This is a genomic window from Bradyrhizobium sp. HKCCYLRH3061 (assembly GCF_051168015.1).
In the GTDB taxonomy this organism is placed as follows: domain Bacteria; phylum Pseudomonadota; class Alphaproteobacteria; order Rhizobiales; family Xanthobacteraceae; genus Bradyrhizobium.
The window spans coordinates 20326-39547 of sequence record NZ_JBNPUE010000003.1 but is presented as its reverse complement, the minus strand read 5'-3'; the positions used below and the strand labels follow the sequence as shown (position 1 = coordinate 39547).

Annotated in this window: 19 protein-coding genes and 1 pseudogene; 7 read left to right on the top strand and 13 right to left on the bottom strand. The window is 66.9% G+C overall.

Going from position 1 to position 19222, the window contains the following annotated elements; all coding sequences use genetic code 11:
- Positions 1–109 precede the first annotated feature (109 nt).
- On the top strand, positions 110–1651 hold the full coding sequence (locus tag ACQR2C_RS07015; protein ID WP_434880799.1) for a PLP-dependent aminotransferase family protein: 1542 nt from the start codon (positions 110–112) through the stop codon (positions 1649–1651).
- 4 nt (positions 1652–1655) lie between these two features.
- Here the strand turns inward: ACQR2C_RS07015 and ACQR2C_RS07010 are convergent, their stop codons facing one another.
- Entirely contained in the window at positions 1656–2450 is a 795-nt protein-coding gene (locus ACQR2C_RS07010; RefSeq protein ID WP_434880798.1) for a sulfite exporter TauE/SafE family protein, read from the bottom strand.
- A 210-nt stretch (positions 2451–2660) separates the two neighbouring features.
- Here ACQR2C_RS07010 and ACQR2C_RS07005 point away from each other — a divergent pair, with 210 nt between their 5' ends.
- Entirely contained in the window at positions 2661–3074 is a 414-nt protein-coding gene (locus ACQR2C_RS07005; RefSeq protein WP_434880797.1) for a nuclear transport factor 2 family protein, read from the top strand.
- Positions 3071–4459 (top strand): NAD(P)/FAD-dependent oxidoreductase, encoded by a 1389-nt coding sequence (locus ACQR2C_RS07000; RefSeq protein WP_434880796.1) that lies wholly within the window; start codon positions 3071–3073, stop codon positions 4457–4459. The genes ACQR2C_RS07005 and ACQR2C_RS07000 overlap by 4 nt, the downstream gene beginning before the upstream one ends.
- 58 nt (positions 4460–4517) lie before the next feature.
- On the opposite strand, the gene ACQR2C_RS06995 is transcribed toward ACQR2C_RS07000, so the two are convergent.
- From ACQR2C_RS06995 to ACQR2C_RS06950, 10 genes are all read right to left on the bottom strand, one after another.
- Positions 4518–5150 carry an urea amidolyase associated protein UAAP2 gene (locus ACQR2C_RS06995; protein WP_315805017.1) on the bottom strand — a complete coding sequence of 211 codons (633 nt, stop codon included), beginning with the start codon at positions 5148–5150 and terminating at the stop codon, positions 4518–4520.
- 9 nt (positions 5151–5159) lie between these two features.
- A complete protein-coding gene (locus ACQR2C_RS06990) occupies positions 5160–5969 on the bottom strand; it encodes an urea amidolyase associated protein UAAP1 (RefSeq protein WP_434880795.1) in 810 nt (269 codons plus the stop codon).
- Positions 5966–6568 (bottom strand): DUF1989 domain-containing protein, encoded by a 603-nt coding sequence (locus tag ACQR2C_RS06985; protein WP_434880794.1) that lies wholly within the window; start codon positions 6566–6568, stop codon positions 5966–5968. The genes ACQR2C_RS06990 and ACQR2C_RS06985 overlap by 4 nt, the downstream gene beginning before the upstream one ends.
- 11 nt (positions 6569–6579) lie before the next feature.
- Positions 6580–6972, bottom strand: coding sequence for a RidA family protein (locus ACQR2C_RS06980; protein ID WP_257165825.1), 393 nt, complete (start codon positions 6970–6972; stop codon positions 6580–6582).
- Between the two features lie 29 nt (positions 6973–7001).
- Positions 7002–7769: an amino acid ABC transporter ATP-binding protein gene (locus ACQR2C_RS06975; RefSeq protein WP_434880793.1), complete on the bottom strand. Its 768-nt coding sequence runs from the start codon at positions 7767–7769 to the stop codon at positions 7002–7004.
- 12 nt (positions 7770–7781) lie between these two features.
- Complete coding sequence (locus ACQR2C_RS06970; RefSeq protein ID WP_316182685.1) at positions 7782–8438, bottom strand: amino acid ABC transporter permease; 657 nt, start codon at positions 8436–8438, stop codon at positions 7782–7784.
- The gene (locus tag ACQR2C_RS06965; RefSeq protein ID WP_434880792.1) at positions 8435–9079 is read right to left on the bottom strand and encodes an amino acid ABC transporter permease; all 645 of its coding nucleotides are present in this window, start codon (positions 9077–9079) and stop codon (positions 8435–8437) included. The genes ACQR2C_RS06970 and ACQR2C_RS06965 overlap by 4 nt, the downstream gene beginning before the upstream one ends.
- Positions 9080–9215: 136 nt before the next feature.
- The gene (locus tag ACQR2C_RS06960; RefSeq protein ID WP_434880791.1) at positions 9216–10070 is read right to left on the bottom strand and encodes a transporter substrate-binding domain-containing protein; all 855 of its coding nucleotides are present in this window, start codon (positions 10068–10070) and stop codon (positions 9216–9218) included.
- A 25-nt stretch (positions 10071–10095) separates the two neighbouring features.
- Complete coding sequence (locus ACQR2C_RS06955) at positions 10096–10929, bottom strand: nitroreductase family protein (RefSeq protein WP_434847876.1); 834 nt, start codon at positions 10927–10929, stop codon at positions 10096–10098.
- Positions 10930–11364: 435 nt separating this feature from the next.
- Positions 11365–11853, bottom strand: a complete 489-nt coding sequence (locus tag ACQR2C_RS06950) for a MarR family winged helix-turn-helix transcriptional regulator (RefSeq protein WP_434880790.1) — start codon at positions 11851–11853, stop codon at positions 11365–11367.
- 174 nt (positions 11854–12027) lie between these two features.
- On the opposite strand from ACQR2C_RS06950, the gene ACQR2C_RS06945 reads away from it, so the two are divergent.
- Genes ACQR2C_RS06945 through ACQR2C_RS06930 form a run of 4 tightly spaced genes read left to right on the top strand, consistent with a single transcriptional unit; the run spans position 12028 to position 17699 of the window.
- The gene (locus tag ACQR2C_RS06945) at positions 12028–13305 is read left to right on the top strand and encodes an amidohydrolase/deacetylase family metallohydrolase (RefSeq protein WP_434880789.1); all 1278 of its coding nucleotides are present in this window, start codon (positions 12028–12030) and stop codon (positions 13303–13305) included.
- 1 nt (position 13306) lies between these two features.
- Positions 13307–15679: a xanthine dehydrogenase family protein molybdopterin-binding subunit gene (locus ACQR2C_RS06940; RefSeq protein WP_434872944.1), complete on the top strand. Its 2373-nt coding sequence runs from the start codon at positions 13307–13309 to the stop codon at positions 15677–15679.
- Positions 15676–16506: an FAD binding domain-containing protein gene (locus ACQR2C_RS06935; RefSeq protein WP_315805029.1), complete on the top strand. Its 831-nt coding sequence runs from the start codon at positions 15676–15678 to the stop codon at positions 16504–16506. Before ACQR2C_RS06940 ends, ACQR2C_RS06935 begins: the two co-directional genes overlap by 4 nt.
- The gene (locus ACQR2C_RS06930) at positions 16503–17699 is read left to right on the top strand and encodes a 2Fe-2S iron-sulfur cluster-binding protein (RefSeq protein WP_434880788.1); all 1197 of its coding nucleotides are present in this window, start codon (positions 16503–16505) and stop codon (positions 17697–17699) included. The genes ACQR2C_RS06935 and ACQR2C_RS06930 overlap by 4 nt, the downstream gene beginning before the upstream one ends.
- Positions 17700–18040: 341 nt before the next feature.
- Here ACQR2C_RS06930 and ACQR2C_RS06925 read toward each other — a convergent pair.
- A pseudogene (locus ACQR2C_RS06925) lies at positions 18041–18373 on the bottom strand (sigma factor); the annotation flags it as partial.
- Positions 18370–19128, bottom strand: coding sequence for an SDR family oxidoreductase (locus tag ACQR2C_RS06920; protein ID WP_434880787.1), 759 nt, complete (start codon positions 19126–19128; stop codon positions 18370–18372). The gene ACQR2C_RS06920 and the pseudogene ACQR2C_RS06925, both read right to left, overlap by 4 nt.
- Positions 19129–19222: the final 94 nt, after the last annotated feature.

The following is a 19222-nucleotide window of genomic DNA, read 5'->3' as shown; positions in this document are numbered from 1 at the left end:
CATGCACAAATGGAGCCAGCCCATGCGAGCCACGCCCGCAATCATTCCGCTATGGCGCGGTTTTTGCTTTAGTTTGAGCGCCTCACGGCTTTCAGGACCAAATACCTCGATGGCAAAATTCGCGCCCCTGCTGCGATCCCAAGCGACCGGACCGGCTGTTCCGATCCATGACGTGCTGTTCTGGATCTCGCTGTTCGACGGCCTGGACCGCGGCGGCACCTTCCTGCAGCTTCAGATCCGGCAGATGATCGTGACCGCGATCGAGGACGGCCGTCTGCCGCTCGGCGTCCGCATGCCGTCGAGCCGCGATCTCGCAGCCCTCCTGAAGGTATCGCGCAACACCATCGTCATCGCCTATGAGCAGCTGGTCGACCAGAACTTCCTGGTGTCGCGCGAGCGCAGCGGCTACTTCGTGGCCGGCCTGCCCAAGCACATCGGCGAAGCCCGGCAGCCTGCGACGGAGGTCTACAGCCGGCGCTGGACCGAGCGGTTCGCGCTGCAGCCGTCGGCGCTTCGCAATATCGTCAAGCCGCTCGACTGGCAGACCTATCCCTATCCCTTCATCTTCGGGCAGTTCGACCCGAGCCTGTTTCCGACCAACGACTGGCGCGAGAGCGCGCGCGCGGCGCTCAGCGTCCCCGAGATCAACAACTGGGCGCGCGACATGATCGACGGCGACGATCCGGCGCTGATCGAACAATTGCAGCGGCAGGTGCTGCCGCGCCGCGGCATTCGCGCCCGTGCCGACGAGATCATGCTCACGATCGGAGCACAGCACGCCCTCTATTTGATTGCGAAGCTGTTCCTGCAGCCCGACACCCCGATCGGCATCGAAGATCCCGGCTATCCCGACGCACGCAACATCTTCGGCATGATGACGTCGCAGGTTGTGCCGCTTCGGCTGGACGATCAGGGCCTGGTCCCTGACGAGGCGTTCGCGCGCTGCGCGCTGGCCTATGTCACGGCGAGCCACCAATGCCCGACCACGACCGCGATGTCGCGGGCGCGGCGCGAGGAGATTCTCCAGGTCGCTCGCGAGCGCGACATCGTCCTGATCGAGGATGATTATGAAAGCGATCTGATGCCGGAGGGCAGCAGCCTGCCGCCGCTGATGAGCCTGGACCGCGACCAGAGCGTGCTCTACGTCGGCAGCCTGTCGAAGGCCTTGGCCCCCGGCCTGCGGCTCGGCTACGTCGTGGCGCCTGCGCCCGTCATCCGCGAGTTGCGCGCGTTGCGCCGGCTGATGCTGCGCCATCCGCCGCTGAACAACCAGCGCGTCGCGGCCTTGTTCATCGGTCTCGGGCACTACCGCTCCCATCTGCAGCAGGTCGGCCGCGTGCTGCTCGAACGCGCCACCCTGCTCGACGCGCTGTTGCCGCAGGCGCTACCGGGCTGCACCTGGTCGCGCGGCCCGGGCAGCACCAGCTACTGGATCACCTGCCCTGCGGGAACGAACGCGGTGCGGCTGTCGGAGGTGGCGCGCGCCGAAGGCGTGGTCATCGAGCCCGGCGACGTGTTCTCGCTCAACCCGGATGCGACGCGCAACTGCTTCCGTCTCGGCTTCTCCTCGATCCGCACCGACCGGATCGCACCGGGGATCGCCAAGCTCGGCCAGATCTTCGCCCGGCACATGTCATCACAAAGTCCCTGAGCGGCTACAGCAGGTCGCTCAGCCCCTTGAGCGCGCTGCCGAGCGCGACCACCGCGAGGCTTGCCATCGACACCCGGCGGTGCAGCGTGTCGCTGCCGCGATGGAAACCGAGATCGCCGAGCCAGGTGCCGACCAGCATCACGGGAATGCCGAGCGCGGTCAGGACCGCGATATGCAGGTCCACGAGATCGAACCATGCGAGGCTGGCGGTCGCAACGATCGAGGAGACGAGGAAGAACACCATCATCGAAGCGCGCGCGGCAAACCGACCGAATGCGCCCGCGTTGTAGTAGACGATCACGGGCGGCCCGGGCATGCCAGCAAGGCCGTTGAACAGACCGGCCGCAAGACCGACCAGCGACGTGATCCACCCCGCCGGCGCCGCCGCCATCCGAAACCCCGCATTGAGCAGCACGACCGCGCCGACGGTGATCAGCGCGATGAGAATGCGTGCCACTGAGGCGGATACCACGCTCAGCACCAGCGCGCCGATCGGCGAGCCGATCAGGCCGCCCAGGATCAGCCAGCGCAGTGAGGGCCAGTCGCAGGCACGCGATGCACGCGGTAAATCGCTGAGCCCGATGAGGAGTTGCAGACAGACCGCAACCGGCACCGATTGCGTCGGCGGCATGAACAGACCGAGCAACGGCACGGCCGTCAGCGCGAAGCCGAAGCCGGTGAAGCCGCGCACCAGCGCCGCGGCAAAGATCGACAGTGCGGCGGCCAGCACCAGGGCCGGGCTGGGCAGCGATGTGGCGGCGATGTCGTGGACGGCGACGGCCAGTTCTTGCAGGGCCATCGTCAGCGGGGGGCGTAACAACGCGAGGGCGGGGTCATCGGGCCAGTCAGCAAGTCCGTCCAAGCGACGATAGGGCCAGCCCGCGCCCGATCACCGGACCAGTTCTGGCCGCAGAGGTCCCCCGCCCTGGTTCTAGGGCCTGCGCCCGATCGCGTGGCACATGCCATCGACACCCCGCAGACGTCGCGGCGTGATGCGCGAGGACACGACATGGCCGATATCGAAACCGCCCGGCGAAAACTGCTCGACACGCTGTTCGCCGCCTTCAACCGGCACGATGGCGCAGGCGTGATGGCCTGCATGACCGACGACATCGTGTTCGACGCGGCCGCAGGGCCCGACAGCTGCGGCCGTCGCATCAGCGGCGCAGCCGATGTGCGCGCCGCGTTCGAAGCGACCTGGGGCGGCATGCCAGACGTCAGCTGGGAGTGCACGCGCCATACGGTGTTCGGCGATCGGGCCCTGTCCGAATGGATCTTCCGTGGAACTGCACCGGACGGCCGGCGCATCGAGGTGCAGGGCTGCGACCTGTTCGGCTTCCGCGGCGACAAAATCTGTACGAAGAGCGCCTTCCGCAAGGACCGCCCGCCGCAGCCGGCCACGAGCGCGAGTGCCGCGCGATGAACATGCATGCTTTGCCCACGGCTGCGTATGATCCCCATTACGACCCGCTGGTCGCCGACGGCCCGGGTCGCAACCGCGACTACGCTCCGACCTACTGGATCGCAACGGCTGGCACCCCTCCGGAGAGCGACGGTCCGATCACGACCGACACGACGGCCGATGTCGCCATCATCGGCTCGGGCTATACCGGTCTTGCCTGCGCGATCTTCCTGGCGCGCGAGCACGGCATCAAGGCGATCGTGCTCGAGGCCAACCGCGTGGCCTGGGGCTGCAGCACGCGCAATGGCGGCCAGGCACAGAATGCCTCGGGCCGCCTGACGCGCTCGCAATGGATCGAGCGCTGGGGGCTCGACGTCGCCAAGCGGATGCATGCCGAGGTGTCCGAAGGGTTCGAGGCCTTCGAGGAGCTGGTGCGATCGAGCCCTGTCGATGTCGAGCCGCAGCGCGGTGGGCACCTCTACGTCGCTCACCGCCAGCGCAATCTCGACAAGATCGCGGCGGAGTCGAAGGTGCTGAATGACGTGTTCGGCTACGCCTCGCGCGTCATCTCGCGCGAGGAATTGGCAAGCGACTTCGTCAACGAGGCCGAGGCCGTCGGCGCGGTGCACGAGCCGCTCGGAACCGGCGTGCATCCGGCCAAGCTCGCCTTCGGCTATTTGCAGATGGCGCGCGCGCTCGGCGTGCGGGTTCATACCGCAAGCCCCGTGACACGCATCGAGCAGTCCAACGGCAGATTCGTTCTGCATACGCCCGGCGGCGCCGTCAGCGTGAACGGCGTCGGCATCGCCACGGGGGCCTATACGTCGCTCGGGCTGACGCCGGAATTGTCGGGCCGCTGCATGCCGATCCTGTCGAATTCATTGGTGACGCGGCCACTCTCCGCGGCCGAGCTTGCTGCGACCGGCTTCAAGACGCGGCAGGTGATCACGGACACGCGCACCTTGCGCTTCTACTACCGGCTGCTGCCGGACGACCGGGTTCAGATCGGCAGCCGAAGCGCCATCACCGGCGCCGATGCCACGCATGACCGGCACCTCCAGCTCCTGATCGACGGCCTGCACCGCAAGTTTCCCGCACTCACGGGCATCGAGATCGATTACTCCTGGTGGGGCTGGGTCGATGTCAGCCACGACATGATGCCGCGCATCGTGCGTCCCGATCCCAAGGCGAAGCTGGTCTATGCGCTCGGCTATGGCGGCAACGGCGTATCCTATTCGGCGCAGGCTGGCCGCCGCATGGCGCAGATGCTGACGGGCCAATCTTTCAAGGGACAGGACCTGCCGATCTTCACCTCGCCGCTGCCGACGCATCCCTTCGCGCCGTTCCGACGCATCGGCCAGCGCCTGCTCTATCGCTGGTATCACCTGCGCGACGAAGCAAGTTGAGCCTCTCAAGCTTGATGCAACATCGATCAAGCGAGCTTGCGAGCAGAATTGACAGCTTTCATGGCACAGAGGCCTGCCTGATCTCCACGCGGATTGGTGTCGGATCGAAACCGTTGCAGGGATTGTTGACCTGCGGACAATTCGAGATCACGAACAACACGTCCATCTCCGCAGTGACGTCGACGTAGTTGCCGGCCGCCGAGGGGCCGTCCAGCACGGTGAAATTGCCGTTTGGGTCGATCGGCACGTTCATGAAGAAGTTCAGGTTGGAGACGATGTCGCGCTTGGTCAGGCCGTAGCGCGACAGCTCCAGGATGAAGTTCTCCCGACAGGCGTGCAGGTAGCGGGTCGCCTCGCCGAAGCGCACGGCATTGCTCTCGCACGAACAGCAGCCCGCCGAGGTGTCATGGCGGCCGCAGGTGTCGGCAGTGATCCGCGCCATCACCCGGCCGCGGTTGGAGATCAGCCGCGTCCCGAGCTCGAGATAGGCCGAGCCCTGGACGCGCAACGTGTCCTGTGCGCTGTAGCGCTCCGCGGTGTCGTCGGCGACATACATCAGCGCGTCCACCGCCTGCTCGCCCTCGCTGTCGATGATACGCAGCGTCTGGCCCTTGTTCAGCACCCGTGACCAGGGCTGCTCGGCGGGAATGTCGAAGACATAGACGATGCGGTCCGGATCGGTCGGCGACATGAGCGCTCCTCAGGCGAACAGCTGATCGGTGAAGGCGTAGGCGCGCGACGCTTCCGCTGACGCCGTGCGGCAGACGTCATCGGCCGCGGGCGGCGGCAGCCGATGCTGGATCAGGGTGATCGGCGCGCTCGCCACCGGCCGTGCCGGATCGAGCGGATGGGCGCAGTTGGAGACCGCGACGATCAGGTTCATCTCGGCGCGCAGATCGACGAAATCACCGGGTCGCTTGCGCGCGGCGTGCCAGACGAACCGCCCGGTCACGTCCGTCGTCACGGGCGCAAAGAAGGTCACGCAGGGCGGGATGTCGCGCACGCCCAGTCCGATCTTGGCAGCGGCGGAGATGAAGTTCGCCTGCGTGTTGCGCGTCACCTCGCCATAGGCCGCGAGCGTCGAGTCCGCGGTCGAGCCGCCGACCAGAAGATCGTGCGCACCTGAGGTATCCTCGATCACCGACAGCAGCACCCGTCCCATGTCCGACAGGATCATCCGGCCCTTCGACAGTGCTGCGCTCCACTGCACCTTCACGGTGTCGGCGCAGTTGAGGCGCTCGGTCGGATCCTCGGTCCGCCACGCCAGCAGCGACACGCTCGAGCGCCCCTGATCATCGATGATGCGCACCCCCTCGCCGCGCGACAGCCGCACCGTCGTGTGCCAGCCGGACGGCACCTGCTCGCTCCGGACGATTGCGTCGTCCGCGATCGGCGCGCCATCGAGCGCCGTCGGCGGCGGCAGTTGCTTCAGCTCTTGCCCAGCCGCACGCAGCTCCTCATAGCGGCGGCGGTTGGCGGCGGCACGCTCCGCCATGCTCTCTGCGCTCATGCTGATGTCACCGTGAAATGCGCCTCGACCGGCTGCCCCGCCTTGCCGTTGATCGGCAGGATGTCCTGCGGACAGGCCGAGAACGCGATCACCAGGTCCATCTCCGCGCGCAAGCGCACATGGCCGCCAGGAACGGGGCGCGGCGGCGCGGCAAAGCCGAGCGTGCCCTCGGCATCCCACGGAATGTTCATGAACAGGTTGAGCGGGCTCGGCACCTCCGGCGGCGTCAGGCCGAGCTCGGCCATGCCGGCAAACAGATTGTCGGTGCAATTGTCGTGATGGCCCTCGTGTCCGAGGAACGCATAACGATAGCGATCGCAGGCTGCGATCAGCGTGTCGTGGATGCCGCCCGACGTGTCCTCGACCAAGGTCAGGATCGGCCGGCGCCTGTTGGTCCGGAGCACGTCGCCCGGCCGCGGCACCAGATGCAGCGAATGTGCCCGCGTGTGCTCGTTCGACATGAACTCGGACAGGTCGGCGCGGTTGAAGGCCCAGGTGTCGACCACCTGCTCGCCATGGGTGTTGATCACGGTGACCACCTGGCCTGCCCTGACGAAGGCCGCCTTGCCGCGCCGTGCCGGAATCTCGATCGGATCCATTGACCTCTCCCTCAGGGCTTGTAGGCGACCATGTCGATCTCGACGATGCCGCCGCGCGCCAGGTCGCAGACACCGATCGTGGTCCGGCCCGGCCGGTGCGCATCGTCGAAATGGCTCGAAAAGATTGCGTTCATCGGCGCGTAGTCGCGCTTGAAGTCGGTCAGGTAGATGCGGGCAAACACGACGTTCGCGAAGCTCATGCCGCAGCCCTTCAGCACGCGCGCGAGATTGTCCATCACCTTGCGGGTCTGCGCCTCGATGCCATCGGGCAGCGGCAGCGCGTCGTCATCGGGATCAGTCGCGAGCTGGCCAGTGACGAACAGGAACGGCCCAGCCTGTACCGCATGGCTGTAGGGCGTGACCGGCTTCGGCGCATCCGGGAGCAGATGATAGATCGGATCCATGGCGTGTCTCTCCTCGTGTCGTTTCTGGTTCATCCGGCGGCATAGCGCTGGATGAACTGGCGCGCGCGCTCGGTGTCCGGGCTGACGAAGAAGCGCTCCGGCGGCCCGGTCTCGACGACGCGGCCGCGATCGAGAAACAGGATGCGGGTGGCGGCGTCGCGGGCAAAACCCATCTCGTGGGTCACGATCACCATCGTGCGCCCTTCGCGCGCGAGCTCGCGCATCACCACCAGCACCTCGCCGACCAGCTCCGGATCGAGCGCACTGGTCGGCTCGTCGAACAAGAGAACATCCGGCTTCATCGCCAGCGCCCGCGCAATTCCGACGCGCTGCTTCTGGCCGCCGGACAGCCGCGCCGGGAACACATCGCATTTGTCGGAGAGCCCGACCTTGGCGAGCAGCGCCATCGCCTCCTCGCGCACCTCGGCCACGGGGCGCTTCTGCACCTGCACCGGCGCCTCCATGAGATTCTGAAGGACGGTCAAATGCGGCCACAGCGCGAAATGCTGAAACACCATGCCGATCCGCGTGCGAACTCGCGACAGCTCGCGATCGGACATCACGACACCGCCATTGTTGATGCCGATGCGGTCGCCATTGAGATAGATCTGTCCGGCGTCGGGCCGCTCCAGCCAGTTGATGCAACGAAGCAGGGTCGACTTGCCGGAACCGGACGGGCCGAGCACGCAGACCGTCTCGCCACGCGTCACCGTGAAGCTGATGTCGGAGAGCACCTCCAATTCGCCAAAGCGCTTGGAGATGCCGGCGACGTCGAGCACGGCCATGTCGTCGGTCATTCCAGGCTCCTTTCAGCGCCGCGCCGCCGCCAGCCGGTCGATGCCGCTGACGGCGGCTTCGATCACCAGGCAGAGGCCCCAATAGAGGACCACGGCGGTGATGAAGGCGGCGAACGGCACGTAGTGGCGCGACTGGATCGAGCTTGCGGCATGCGTCAGCTCGGGCAACGCAATGATGGTGAGAAAGGCGCTGTCCTTGACGATCTGGATCATCTGGTTGCCGATGACGGGCCCTGCCGCGAGCAGCAGCGGCGGCAGGATGATACGGCGGAACAATCGCGCCCCGGAGAAGCCGAAGGCGACACCGGCCTCGAGCGGCTCGCGCGGCTGCGCTGCCCAGGCGCCGCGCAGGATCTCAGCAAGGTAAGCGGCGTGATAGACCGTCAGCGCCACCAGCCCGGAGCTCCAGTTGTCGAGCCGGATGCCGAACGAGGGCAAGCCATAGTAGACGATATAAGCGAACAGCAGGAACGGCACGCAGCGCATGCCGTCGACGAACACGCGCACGGTGAGCGCCAGCCAGCGCCGCTGCGACATCAGCGCCGGCGTCAGCACGAACGCGATCACGAGGCCTGCGATGGCCGACAGCACCGACAGGATCGTGGTATTGCCGAGCCCGCTCAGCAGCAGATCCCGCTCGCTCCAGACGATGGCGAAATCCCGGATCATGCCGCCTCGCTCGCGTGCTGACGCTTCTCGATGTACCGCTGCAGCGTGACCAGCGCGAACACGATCGGCGCATACATCGCGATGGCCACCAGGAACGGCGGCAGCGGCTCATAGGTCTCGGCGCCGATCCGCACCGCCGCGCGGGTGATGTCGACCACGCCGACGACTGCGAGCACGGGCGTTACCTTGATCAGCAGCGACATCTCGTTGACCAGGCCAGGAAGACTGACCCGCACGATCTGCGGCAGCACGATGCGGCGGAAGCGCAGGCTCGCATGCATGCCCACGGACTGCGCCGCCTCGTACTGCTCCTTGGGAAAATTCATCAGGGCGGCGCGCCAGACCTCGCAGTTGAACGCCGAGGTATTCATCACCAGCGCCAGGATCGCCGCCGACACCGGCCCGATTGCGATCCCGATATTGGGCAGCGCGAAGAACAACAGCAGCAGCAGGGTGACGAGCGGCGTCGCGCGCAGGACCGAGACGTAGACGGCCACGATCCGTGCGATCACCGGCACGTCGGCCCAGCGCAACAGCGCGAGACCCAATCCGATGGGAAGCCCGATCAGGATGCCGACGAAGGACAGCGTCACCGTGACCACGGCGCCCTGCAGGATGGCCAGGATGTCGGCCGTGCTCATGACCATCCATCCGCAGCGCCGCGCGGCGGCCGGCGCCCTGCACCGGCCGACCGCGCCCGCTGGAGGACCACGCGACCGTCAAACGGATGGGCGCGCAGCGATCGCCACCCGCACATGAATTGCCCTCGCCGCGCCGTCAGAATTCCGGCTCGAACGTGACCGGCAGATCAGGGAAGGCTTCGCCGAACCACTTCTTCTGCAACTCGGCGAAGCGCCCGTTTTCCTTCTCCTTGGCGATGAAGCCGTTCAGGAATTCCACCAGCTCAGTATTGCCTTTCGCGACCGCCCAGGCCGGATACGACTTGCCGGAGACGGGCTGGCCGACCGCGAACACGTTGGGCTTCTCGGCGACCAGCGCCTTGATGTTGATGATCGTGTTGACGACGTAGTCGACGCGGCCGAGCGCGAGATCCTGATAGGCTTCCGGATAGGAGGTGTATTCGACCACCTTGCCGAGCTTGCCGCCCTCCTTCTCCAGCATCGCCTGGAGCTCGGGCAGCCGCCCCAGCAGCGCGCTGCCGGCCTGAACGCCGACGGTCTTGCCGCTGAGATCCTTGATCGCGTTGATGCTCTTGTCGTCCTTGCGCTTGACGTAATAATGCGTCGCGTCGGCAATCGGACTGGTGAAGTCGAGCGACTTCTTGCGCTCCTTGGTGATGATCGCCGCGGTGATGGCGACGTCGTATTTGCCGGTGGAGACGCCGGCCAGGATGCCGGTCCAGGGCAGGATCTGCTGCTTGATCTCGAACGGCGCATATTTGCGCAGATCCTCGATCAATTCGTTGTCGAAGCCGGTCGGCTTGCCGTCCTTGACGAACTCGAAGGGCCGGAAGTCGTCCTCGGTGGCAACGATGAGGCCCCGCTTCTTGATCTCGTCCATGCTGCCGGCCTTGGCGGTGAACGCGGCCGGCAGCGTCAGCGCGGCCGCCAGCAGGGCCAGCGCGACGCGCCGCGACGGCGCCGACAGGCGGGGAAACGAAGGCTTGGTCATCTCACATCTCCTCATATGAAACTGATCAGTCGAAGCTGAAGCCGTGCGCGCGCAGATAGGGTGGGAAGGCCGCGCCCTCCGCCTTGGCGGCCTGACGCGCCTTGTCCTCGGACCAGCCGTAGAACTCGGCCTCGCCAAACTCGGCATTGCCGCGCTGCTGCTCTTTCGGAATGGCATGCCGCGCATGACGCCGGCGGTCGTAATCGTCGAGCGCGGCGGGCAGAGCATCGTCGCCGTAGCGGTCGACATGCGTGGTGATGCTGCGCGGCAGCCGCAGGCTGACATGGCCCTCCACAGCGGGATAACCGAGACACAACCCGGCGACCGGAAACACCATGTCCGGTAGTTCCAGCACCTTGCCGACCGTGTCGATCTCGTTGCGGATGACGCTGATCGGACAGGTTCCGAGACCGGCCGATTCCGCGCACAGGATCATGGTCTGCAGCGCCAGCGCTGCATCGACCGAGGCATTGAAGAAGCCTTCCAAGGTTCCGTTCTTGACGGGCTTGCCGCGCAGCTCGCCGATGCGCTGCAGCCGCCGGGCATCGCCGAGGAAAACGAAGAACACCGGTGACTCACCGATCCAGGGCATGCTCGGAAACAGGCTGCCGATCGCGGCACGCTTCTCCGCATCGCGAACGCGCATCACCGAGGCCTGCTGGAAATCCGACTTCGCCGAAGCGCTCAGCGCGCAGGCGACCAGGAGGTCGAGCAGCCCCTCCTCCGGCATGCGGTCGCTATAGCGGCGCACCGTCTTGCGGGACAGCACGCCGTGCAGAAATGCACTGGACTCGGCGTCGCCGCCGTCGGGCCCGCCATCTCCGAAGCGTGTCGCAATGACATCAGCATGCTCCGGCATCAGGGTGCTCCCGTCGCGTCATGCGCAACGCACCACGGCGCACGAACGCTCTTGGCCCGAGCAATGATCGGCGGGTTGCGCCGCGGCAGACATCGCATCGCTTACTCCACGCCGCGACATCGATGTCGCCGCCCCGGATTCATTTCGCCGCGGCTTCCGCGCAGCTGTCGTCGGTCATGTCAGCAAGGGACATGCCAGACGCCGCCCTGCACGCGCAGCGCAACGTCTGCGCATCGGCGTCCACGATGGCGTCAGCGGAAATTGGGCTGGCAGATGCGCCGTTTGCGGACAAAACGCCGCAGCGCGAAAATGCGGAGCATGCTTCGTAGTTGGCGCAACGAACGCCATGGCCGGATACCGCGCTCCGATGACGCGCTGCTTTTCGGGCAGCACCATGCCCATTATCTAATCGGAGCTCATCGCCATCGGTTGCCGTCAGTCGGGCGACCTCGTCGCATCGAGCCTTTGCTCCTGTGCCTTGACGATCGTCTGCATCATGGCAATGAACCGCTTCTGATCGACCTTGGTCAGATCCGCGACCGTCGCGAGATGCGCCGCCCGCGCCGGCCGCTCGATCTTGCGCAGCAATGCGAGGCCGGAACTGGTCAGGCGGCAGGTGCGCGACCGCCGGTCGTGCGGCCCGACGCTGCGATCGATCAAGCCGCGCGCCTGCAGCCGCTTCAGCGCGCCGGTCGTGGTGGTCCGGTCGAGGGCGATGTCATGTGCCAGCGCCGTCTGGTCCGCCGTCCCGCGTTTCGCCAGCGCCGTCAACAGGCTGTACTGTAACGGCGTGATCTCATAGGCGGCGCATTTCTCCTGGAATAGCGCGACGTGGATCTGGTGCAGCCGCCTAATCAGATAGCCTGGACGTCCCTCGAGCGGCCAAGATGATCCATCGACTTTCGGCTTGTTCCTTCCGGCCATCGAACGACTCCCCGCATAAGCACTCATCACACTGCATCAATTTCAAGCTGTCTATGGCACGGATCTTGATGTAATGCGAAGCATGCTTCGTAATTGGCCGGCGGATCGTCCGCGCCGGCTCGTCGAAGAAGGCTTTGACCGGGACGACCACGCGCCCCGGAAAGGAGACCTTGCATGTCCGTGAGCGCCTCGTTCGACCTCCTGCTGCGCGGTGGCCGCGTCATTGACCCCGCTTCCGGCATCGATGGCTTGAGAGACGTCGCCATCCGCAACGGCCGCATCGCGGCCGTCCAATCCGACATTCTGCCGACCAGCGCCAAGGACGTCATCGATGTCAGCGGCCAGCTCGTGCTTCCGGGACTGATCGACACCCACGCCCATGTCTATCAGTACGTCACCGGCCGCTTCGGCATGAACGCGGACATGGTCGGCGTGCAGTCGGGCGTCACCAGCCTGATCGACCAGGGCGGCCCGTCCTGCATGACCCTGCCCGGCTTCCGTCACTTCGTCGCAGATCAGGCGCAATCGCGCGTCTATGCCTTCCTGTCGGCCTATCTGGTCGGCGGCCTCGAGGGCCACTACTATCCCGATCTCTACCGGCCGGATTGCGTCGACATCGATGCGACGGTGAAATCGGCGGTCGCCAACCGTGACCTCGTTCGCGGCATCAAGGCGCATGCCGAGATCGGCGGCTTCGCCCGCTGGGGCATCCGTGTCATCGAGATGGCGGCCGAGATCGGCCGCCGCGCCGAGCTTCCCGTTTACGTCCATTTCGGCCAACTGTGGGGACTGCCCGCAAGCGGCACCAATGGCGAGGATGTCGACACCATCCTGGAGCGCGTGATCCCGCTGCTGCGTCCGGGCGACGTGCTGGCGCATCCGTTCACGCGGCATCCCGGCGGCTTCGTCAACACCAGGGGCGAGGTGCATCCGGTGATCCAGGCCGCGCTCGATCGCGGGCTCAAGGTCGACGTCGGCCATGGCAGCCATTTCTCCTACCGCCTGGCACGCAAGGCGATCGACGCCGGCATCGTGCCGCATACGCTCGGCGCCGACATCCACGGCTACAACACCCATGTGCCGGCGCCAGCGGGCACCCCGGACGAGCATGCCGACGACGAGAACCATCCGTTCGCGGGCCAAGCCAAGTTTAGCCTCGTGCAGGCGATGAGCTCGATGGTCGCGCTTGGCCTGACCTTGGAGCAGGTCGTGCCGATGGTGACGTCGAACCCCGCCGCCATGCTCGGCCTGTCCGATCAGATCGGCGCGCTGCGTCCAGGCATGGAGGCTGATGTGAGCGTGCTCCGCGAGCAGCAGGGCCGTTTCGTGCTGCGCGACAACGAGAAGACCGAGGTGATCGCCGAGAAGCTGCTGCAGCCGGTGTGCTGCCTGCGCGCCGGCGTCCGGCACGACGCCACGGCGCCGATCCTGCCCGCAGCGGTCGCGGCCTGACGTGACGGACGCGGCCTCGACCGCCTCGGATGCCCGCGCGCCGCGCGGTGTCGGCGCGCGCTTGCCGCGCAAGGAGGACGACCGTTTTCTGCGCGGCCGCGGTCAGTACGTCGCCGACATCAGGCTGCCGGGACTGAAGGACGTCGCCTTCGTGCGCAGCCCGATCGCGCACGCCAGGATCAAGGCGATCCACGTTCCCGCTGAATACCGCGACGTCGTGTTCACGGCCGATGACCTCACTGGCATCAACCCGATCCGCGCGGTCTCCGGCCTGCCCGGCTTCAAGATCTCCGAGCAGCCGGTGCTGGCGACCGGCAAGGTGCGCCATGTCGGCGAGCTTGTGGCGATGTGCGTCGCCCGCAGCCGCGCCGAAGCGGAGGACATCGCCGCGGCGGTCGAGCTCGACCTGGAACCGCTGCCGGCGGTGCACGACATGCGCCTGGCGCGCGAGGCTGGCAGCGCGCTGGTGCACGAGCACTGGGGCGACAACGTCTTCCTGGAAACCAACTTCGAGGTCGACATATCAGCCGCGCTTGACGCGCCGATCAAGGTGACGCGCGAGATCACGACCGCACGCCAGTGCATGGCGCCGCTGGAGGGCCGCGGTGTCGTCGCGACGTTCGATCACCGGCTCGATCAGCTTACGCTGCACACCGGCTCGCAGATGCCGCACATCGTGCGCAACGGTCTGTCCGACTGCCTCGGCATCGAACAGGGCCGCATCCGCATCATCGCGCCTGACATCGGCGGCGGCTTTGGCCACAAGGGCATCCTGCTGCCCGAGGAGGTCTGCCTCAGCTGGCTCGCTATGCACAGGGGCTGGACGGTGCGCTGGCTCGAGGACCGGCGCGAGCATCTGAGCGCCAGCGCGAATTGCCGCGAGCACGCCTATCGCATCACCGTCTACGCCGATCGCGACGGCCGGCTGCGCGGCATCGACTGCGTGGCCACGGTCGATTCCGGCGCCTATTCGTCCTATCCGTTTTCGGCCTGCCTCGAAGCGGCGCAGATCGCGAGCATCCTGCCAGGGCCGTATCGGATGCCGGCCTATCGCTGCCGGACCTACTCGGTCGCGACCAACAAATGCCCGATCCTGCCGTATCGCGGCGTCGCCCGCACCGGCGTCTGCTTCGCCCTCGAGCTGCTGCTCGACGCCGTCGCGACCGAGGCCGGGCTCGAACCCGGCGAGGTCCGGCTGCGCAATCTGGTGCAGCCGCAGGACATGCCGTTCGACAACATCACCAACAAGCATTTCGACAGCGGCGACTATCCCGGCGCGCTGCAGCGGGCGCTGACGGCGATCGATGTCCCCGCCGTGCGCGCACGACAGCAGCGCGGCCAGCCGGACGGCCGGCTGATCGGCACCGGCGTGTCGATCTATTGCGAGCAGGCCGCGCATGGCACCTCGGTCTATGCCGGGTGGGGCATCCCGATGGTGCCCGGCCATGAGCAGGCCACCGCGCGGCTGACGCCCGACGGCGGACTCGAGCTGCGTGTCGGCGTCCACTCCCACGGCCAGGGACTGGAGACGACGCTCGCCCAGGTCGCGCACGAGATCCTCGGCGTCGATCCCGACAAGATCCGCGTCGTGCTCGGCGACACCGCGATGACGCCCTACTCCACCGGCACCTGGGGCTCGCGGTCGATGGTGATGGCCGGCGGCGCCGTGGGCACGGCCTGCGCGCAACTCGTCGCGCGCGCCACGCGCATCGGCGCCAAGCTGCTGCAGCTCGCGCCCGAGGCGGTCACGTGGCGCGAGGGCCAGGCCTGCGGGCCGAACGGCAGCGTCAGCCTCGCCGAGATCGCTCACACCTGGTACCGCCGGCCGCAGGACCTGCCCAACGACGTCGATCCGGCGGGCCTTGAGGCGACCGGCGGCTACAAGCCGGTGCGTGACAGCGGCACCTTCTCCTACGCGGCGCATGCCGTGACGGTCGCCGTCGATCCGGATCTCGGCGAGGTCGAGCTGCTCGACTACGTCGTCGTCGAGGACGGCGGCGTCCTCGTCAATCCGATGATCGTCGACGGCCAGATTCTCGGCGGCCTCGCCCAGGGCATCGGCACCGCGCTGTACGAGGAGATGCCGTTCGACGATGCCGCGCAGCCGCTGGCGACAACCTTGGCCGATTACCTGCTGCCGGGTCCGACCGAAGTCCCGGAGCCGCGCCTGTTCCACATGGAGACGCCGTCGCCCTACACGATGTTCGGCGTCAAGGGCATCGGCGAAGGCGGCGCGATCGCGCCGCCGGCGGCAATCGCCAACGCCATCAACGACGCGCTGCGGCCGCTTGGTGCTGAAATGATGCAGTCGCCGCTGTCGCCGCGCCGGATCGTCGCGGCGGTGCTGGCAGCGAAACAGGCGAGCTCGCCGTGAAGGCCGCCTCCTTCAACTACGCGCGTCCCCAGAGCGTCAGCGACGCGGTCGGCCTGCTCGCGAAGGCCGAGGACGGCACACGGATCATGGCCGGCGGACAGTCGCTCGGTCCGATGCTCAATCTGCGTCTCGTGCAGCCGCCGCTCATCATCGACATCGCCGGCCTCGCCGAGCTTCGTTCGGTCGAGCGCGATGGCGATGCGCTCGTGATCGGCGCCTGCGTCACCCATGCCGACATCGAGGACGGCCGCCTCCCCGACGTGACCCATGGCATCTTGCCGCGGATCGCCCGTGGCATCGCTTATCGCGCCGTGCGCAATCGCGGCACCATCGGCGGCTCGCTAGGTCATGCCGACCCGGCCGCCGACTGGGTGACGACGCTCACGGCCCTCGGCGCCAGCGTGCAACTGACAGGCGCGGCGGGACGGCGTGACCTCGCCGTGACGGAGTTCATCCAGGGCGTGCTGCAGACGGCGCTGCGTCCCGGCGAGCTGGTCACCGCGATCCGCCTGCCCTCGCTGTCACCCACGGCACGCTTCGGCTACGCCAAGGCCTGTCGCAAGCCTGGAGAATTCGCCCATGCAATGGCCGCCGTGCTGATCGAGCCCGACACCGCCCGCAGCCGCATCGTCATCGGCGCCATCGACACGACACCGATCATCATCGACGATTCATCCCTGTTCGGCGGCGCGACCAGCCATCTCACCCCGCAGTTCGATCGCGCCCTCGCCGACCGCCGGCTCATCCAGGCCGGCGTGGCCGATCCGGCCGCCCGGCACATCCATGTCAGCGTGCTCGCGCGGGCGATCGCGGAGGCGGCCGCGTGAACAAGATCCAGCTCACCGTCAACGGCAGCGCGATCGAGCCAACAGTCGAACCTCGCACCCATCTCGCCGACGTCCTCCGTGATCAGCTTGACCTGACCGGGACGCATCTCGGCTGCGAGCACGGTGTCTGTGGCGCCTGCACGCTGTTGCTCGACGGCGCTCCGGCCCGTTCCTGCATCACGCTCGCCGTGGCCTGCGCTGGCGCTGCCGTGACGACGATCGAAGGCCTGGACGAGGATGAGATCGCCGCCGAGCTGCGCGTGGCTTTCACGCGCGAGCATGCCCTGCAATGCGGCTACTGCACGCCCGGCATGATCATGTCGGCGCACGACCTCGTGCTGCGCCTCGATCACGCGGACGAACACGCCATCCGTGTCGGTCTGAGCGGCAATCTGTGCCGCTGCACCGGTTACGCCGGGATCGTACGGGCGGTCGGCGCCGTGATCGAGGCACGGCGTCAGCGAGGCATTGCAGCGGTGATCGGCGCAGGTCGAAGTTCGCTCGGTCCTGTGGGATCGCACCCGGTCGCGATCCCGACCACCGTCTCGTCGCCGCAAGCCAAGCACGAGATGGCGGCAAAGCAGAGCGCTGTGGCTGGCATGCTCGACATTCTCGACGCTCCGCCCACGAGAAGCTTCGATGCATCGCTTACGGTGAACGCCGCACCTGCCGAGGTCCTTGCGCTGTTCGCAGATGTCAGAACCTTGGCTGCATGCTTTCCCGGCGCCTCCATCACGGGCATGCCAGCCGCCGATCTCATCGAGGGCGAGCTCAGGATTGCCCTTGGCCCGCTTGCTGCCGTCTTCCGCGGCGCGGCACGGATCGAGCGCAACGACGTGAGCCTGTCCGGGCGGCTCATCGGCACAGGACGTGACCGGCTGAGCCGCAGTTCGACTTCAGGACAGATCAGCTGGCGCATGGCACCGATCGACGAGGGACGAAGAACCCGGCTCGCGCTCACGATCGGCTACAGCCTCACCGGTCCGCTGGCGCAGATCGCGCGTGACGGACTCGTGCGGGATCTGGCATCGCGCCTCACGACGACGTTCGGACAAAACTGCGAGCGGTATCTCAACGGCACGTTGAGCGCGGCTGAGAATGCTGAGCCGCAACGCCTCAACGCCGTTAGATTGCTCCTCGACGTCGCACTTTCACATCTTAGCGCACTCGCTCGCGGCACGCGAAGACAATGAGACTACCAATCTCAGCATGCGGTGCGCACGCACCGCTTGCGGTACCAAGAGTTCGCAAGGTCTGCAATTTTAGCAGTGCCAAGTCAGCCAGTATCAAGTCACCCGAATTTAGCCGGAGGGTAGCAGGCAAATATCGCGGAGACGCGACCAACGGTACCGACATTGCGCCCTCCCGATCTGCTGACGTCCGCCACCTGCTCGATCAAGCAGATGACCTCGCGGCGGCGCCCCCTTCGTGCAGTCAGATCCCAGCATGGGCATAAGGAGCTCTTGTGCGAGAGGTCATCCTTGGGAAGCCGGACCGCTCGTCAGCACGGCCACCGCGTCGGCGGCGCGGACGCCAGCATGCGCTCCAAAGAGTCGGTTGCGGTGTCATCGGCGATGTCGTCGGCCGCCTCGATCGGTTCGGCAGCCCGGATCGCGCGGCTTCGCAGCAGGTCCAGCGCACGATTATGCGCGATCCGGAACAGCCAGCCGCGCAGCATCGTGACCTCCTTGATATCGTCCATGGCCACAAGCGCCTTCGCCAGGGTGTCCTGCACGACGTCCTCACCGTCGACCACCGAGCCCATCAGGCGCGCGCAATAGCGATGCAGCTCGGGCCGGAGTCCCTCTGCCAGAGCCATCAGCTCGGTCCTGCGCCCGCGGCGCAACGACTGCGTGCCATCGCTCAAGCGGTCGCTCCTTCCATCACCGTCACGCCGGCATCGCCATTCAGGCCGAACACGATGCCGTCGGCAAGGCGCGGATCCTCCAGCACCGAGACGACGTGGTCGCCGAACGCCCGCGGCGGCATCGGCGCGCCAAAACGGGCGACGAAGGCCTCCGGCGTGATCCCCATGGATCCTGCATAAGCGCCCGCGGCCGTATCCCCCACCCCGGTGCCCAGGATCATCATGCGCGGCACGATCGCCTGGAAACGGATGCCGAGCTTGGCCTCCTGCGACACGCCATTGGCATATTTTGCCATGAACCAGAGCATGCGCTTGGCACCCCCGTAGCCGCCCGACATCTGCGATCCCGTCACCGCGGCACCGCTCGAACCGACCAGGACGCGGCTCCCCGGCCGAAGCGGCAGCCTGAGCGCCGCCTGGATCCAATACAAGCCTGCCTTGACGTCCGTCTCCCAGGCAGCGGAAAAGTCCGTCCAGCTCAGCTGATCCAGCCGGCCCATCGGCGGCGTCGTGCCGGCATTCAGCACCAGAATGTCGGGACTGATATCGCCGACGATGCGCCGCGCGGCGGCCTCGTCGGTGACATCGGCCACGATCGTGGCGACGCCCAGACGCGCGGCGCCCCCGTCCAGCGCCTTGGTTCCGCGCGCCACCACGGTAACCCTGGCGCCGCGTTCGACCAGGGCTTCCACCAGTCCGAGGCCGAGACCGCGGCTTCCGCCGGTGACGATGACGCCCTTGTCTTTCAGGCTCATGATCATGCTCCACTCTCCAGACGAAGAGAAGACGATCCAGCCACGGGAAAAGAGTCATAGAAGTCCGATCGACGACGGCGATGCCGGGGTGCGC

What these genes read in the sequence shown, in the direction of transcription:
- ACQR2C_RS07015 (WP_434880799.1), top strand. Translation starts at nt 110, where the DNA reads ATGGCAAAATTCGCGCCCCTGCTGCGATCCCAAGCGACCGGACCGGCT.
- ACQR2C_RS07010 (WP_434880798.1), bottom strand. Translation starts at nt 2,450, where the DNA reads ATGGCCCTGCAAGAACTGGCCGTCGCCGTCCACGACATCGCCGCCACA.
- ACQR2C_RS07005 (WP_434880797.1), top strand. Translation starts at nt 2,661, where the DNA reads ATGGCCGATATCGAAACCGCCCGGCGAAAACTGCTCGACACGCTGTTC.
- ACQR2C_RS07000 (WP_434880796.1), top strand. Translation starts at nt 3,071, where the DNA reads ATGAACATGCATGCTTTGCCCACGGCTGCGTATGATCCCCATTACGAC.
- ACQR2C_RS06995 (WP_315805017.1), bottom strand. Translation starts at nt 5,150, where the DNA reads ATGTCGCCGACCGATCCGGACCGCATCGTCTATGTCTTCGACATTCCC.
- ACQR2C_RS06990 (WP_434880795.1), bottom strand. Translation starts at nt 5,969, where the DNA reads ATGAGCGCAGAGAGCATGGCGGAGCGTGCCGCCGCCAACCGCCGCCGC.
- ACQR2C_RS06985 (WP_434880794.1), bottom strand. Translation starts at nt 6,568, where the DNA reads ATGGATCCGATCGAGATTCCGGCACGGCGCGGCAAGGCGGCCTTCGTC.
- ACQR2C_RS06980 (WP_257165825.1), bottom strand. Translation starts at nt 6,972, where the DNA reads ATGGATCCGATCTATCATCTGCTCCCGGATGCGCCGAAGCCGGTCACG.
- ACQR2C_RS06975 (WP_434880793.1), bottom strand. Translation starts at nt 7,769, where the DNA reads ATGACCGACGACATGGCCGTGCTCGACGTCGCCGGCATCTCCAAGCGC.
- ACQR2C_RS06970 (WP_316182685.1), bottom strand. Translation starts at nt 8,438, where the DNA reads ATGATCCGGGATTTCGCCATCGTCTGGAGCGAGCGGGATCTGCTGCTG.
- ACQR2C_RS06965 (WP_434880792.1), bottom strand. Translation starts at nt 9,079, where the DNA reads ATGAGCACGGCCGACATCCTGGCCATCCTGCAGGGCGCCGTGGTCACG.
- ACQR2C_RS06960 (WP_434880791.1), bottom strand. Translation starts at nt 10,070, where the DNA reads ATGACCAAGCCTTCGTTTCCCCGCCTGTCGGCGCCGTCGCGGCGCGTC.
- ACQR2C_RS06955 (WP_434847876.1), bottom strand. Translation starts at nt 10,929, where the DNA reads ATGCCGGAGCATGCTGATGTCATTGCGACACGCTTCGGAGATGGCGGG.
- ACQR2C_RS06950 (WP_434880790.1), bottom strand. Translation starts at nt 11,853, where the DNA reads ATGGCCGGAAGGAACAAGCCGAAAGTCGATGGATCATCTTGGCCGCTC.
- ACQR2C_RS06945 (WP_434880789.1), top strand. Translation starts at nt 12,028, where the DNA reads ATGTCCGTGAGCGCCTCGTTCGACCTCCTGCTGCGCGGTGGCCGCGTC.
- ACQR2C_RS06920 (WP_434880787.1), bottom strand. Translation starts at nt 19,128, where the DNA reads ATGAGCCTGAAAGACAAGGGCGTCATCGTCACCGGCGGAAGCCGCGGT.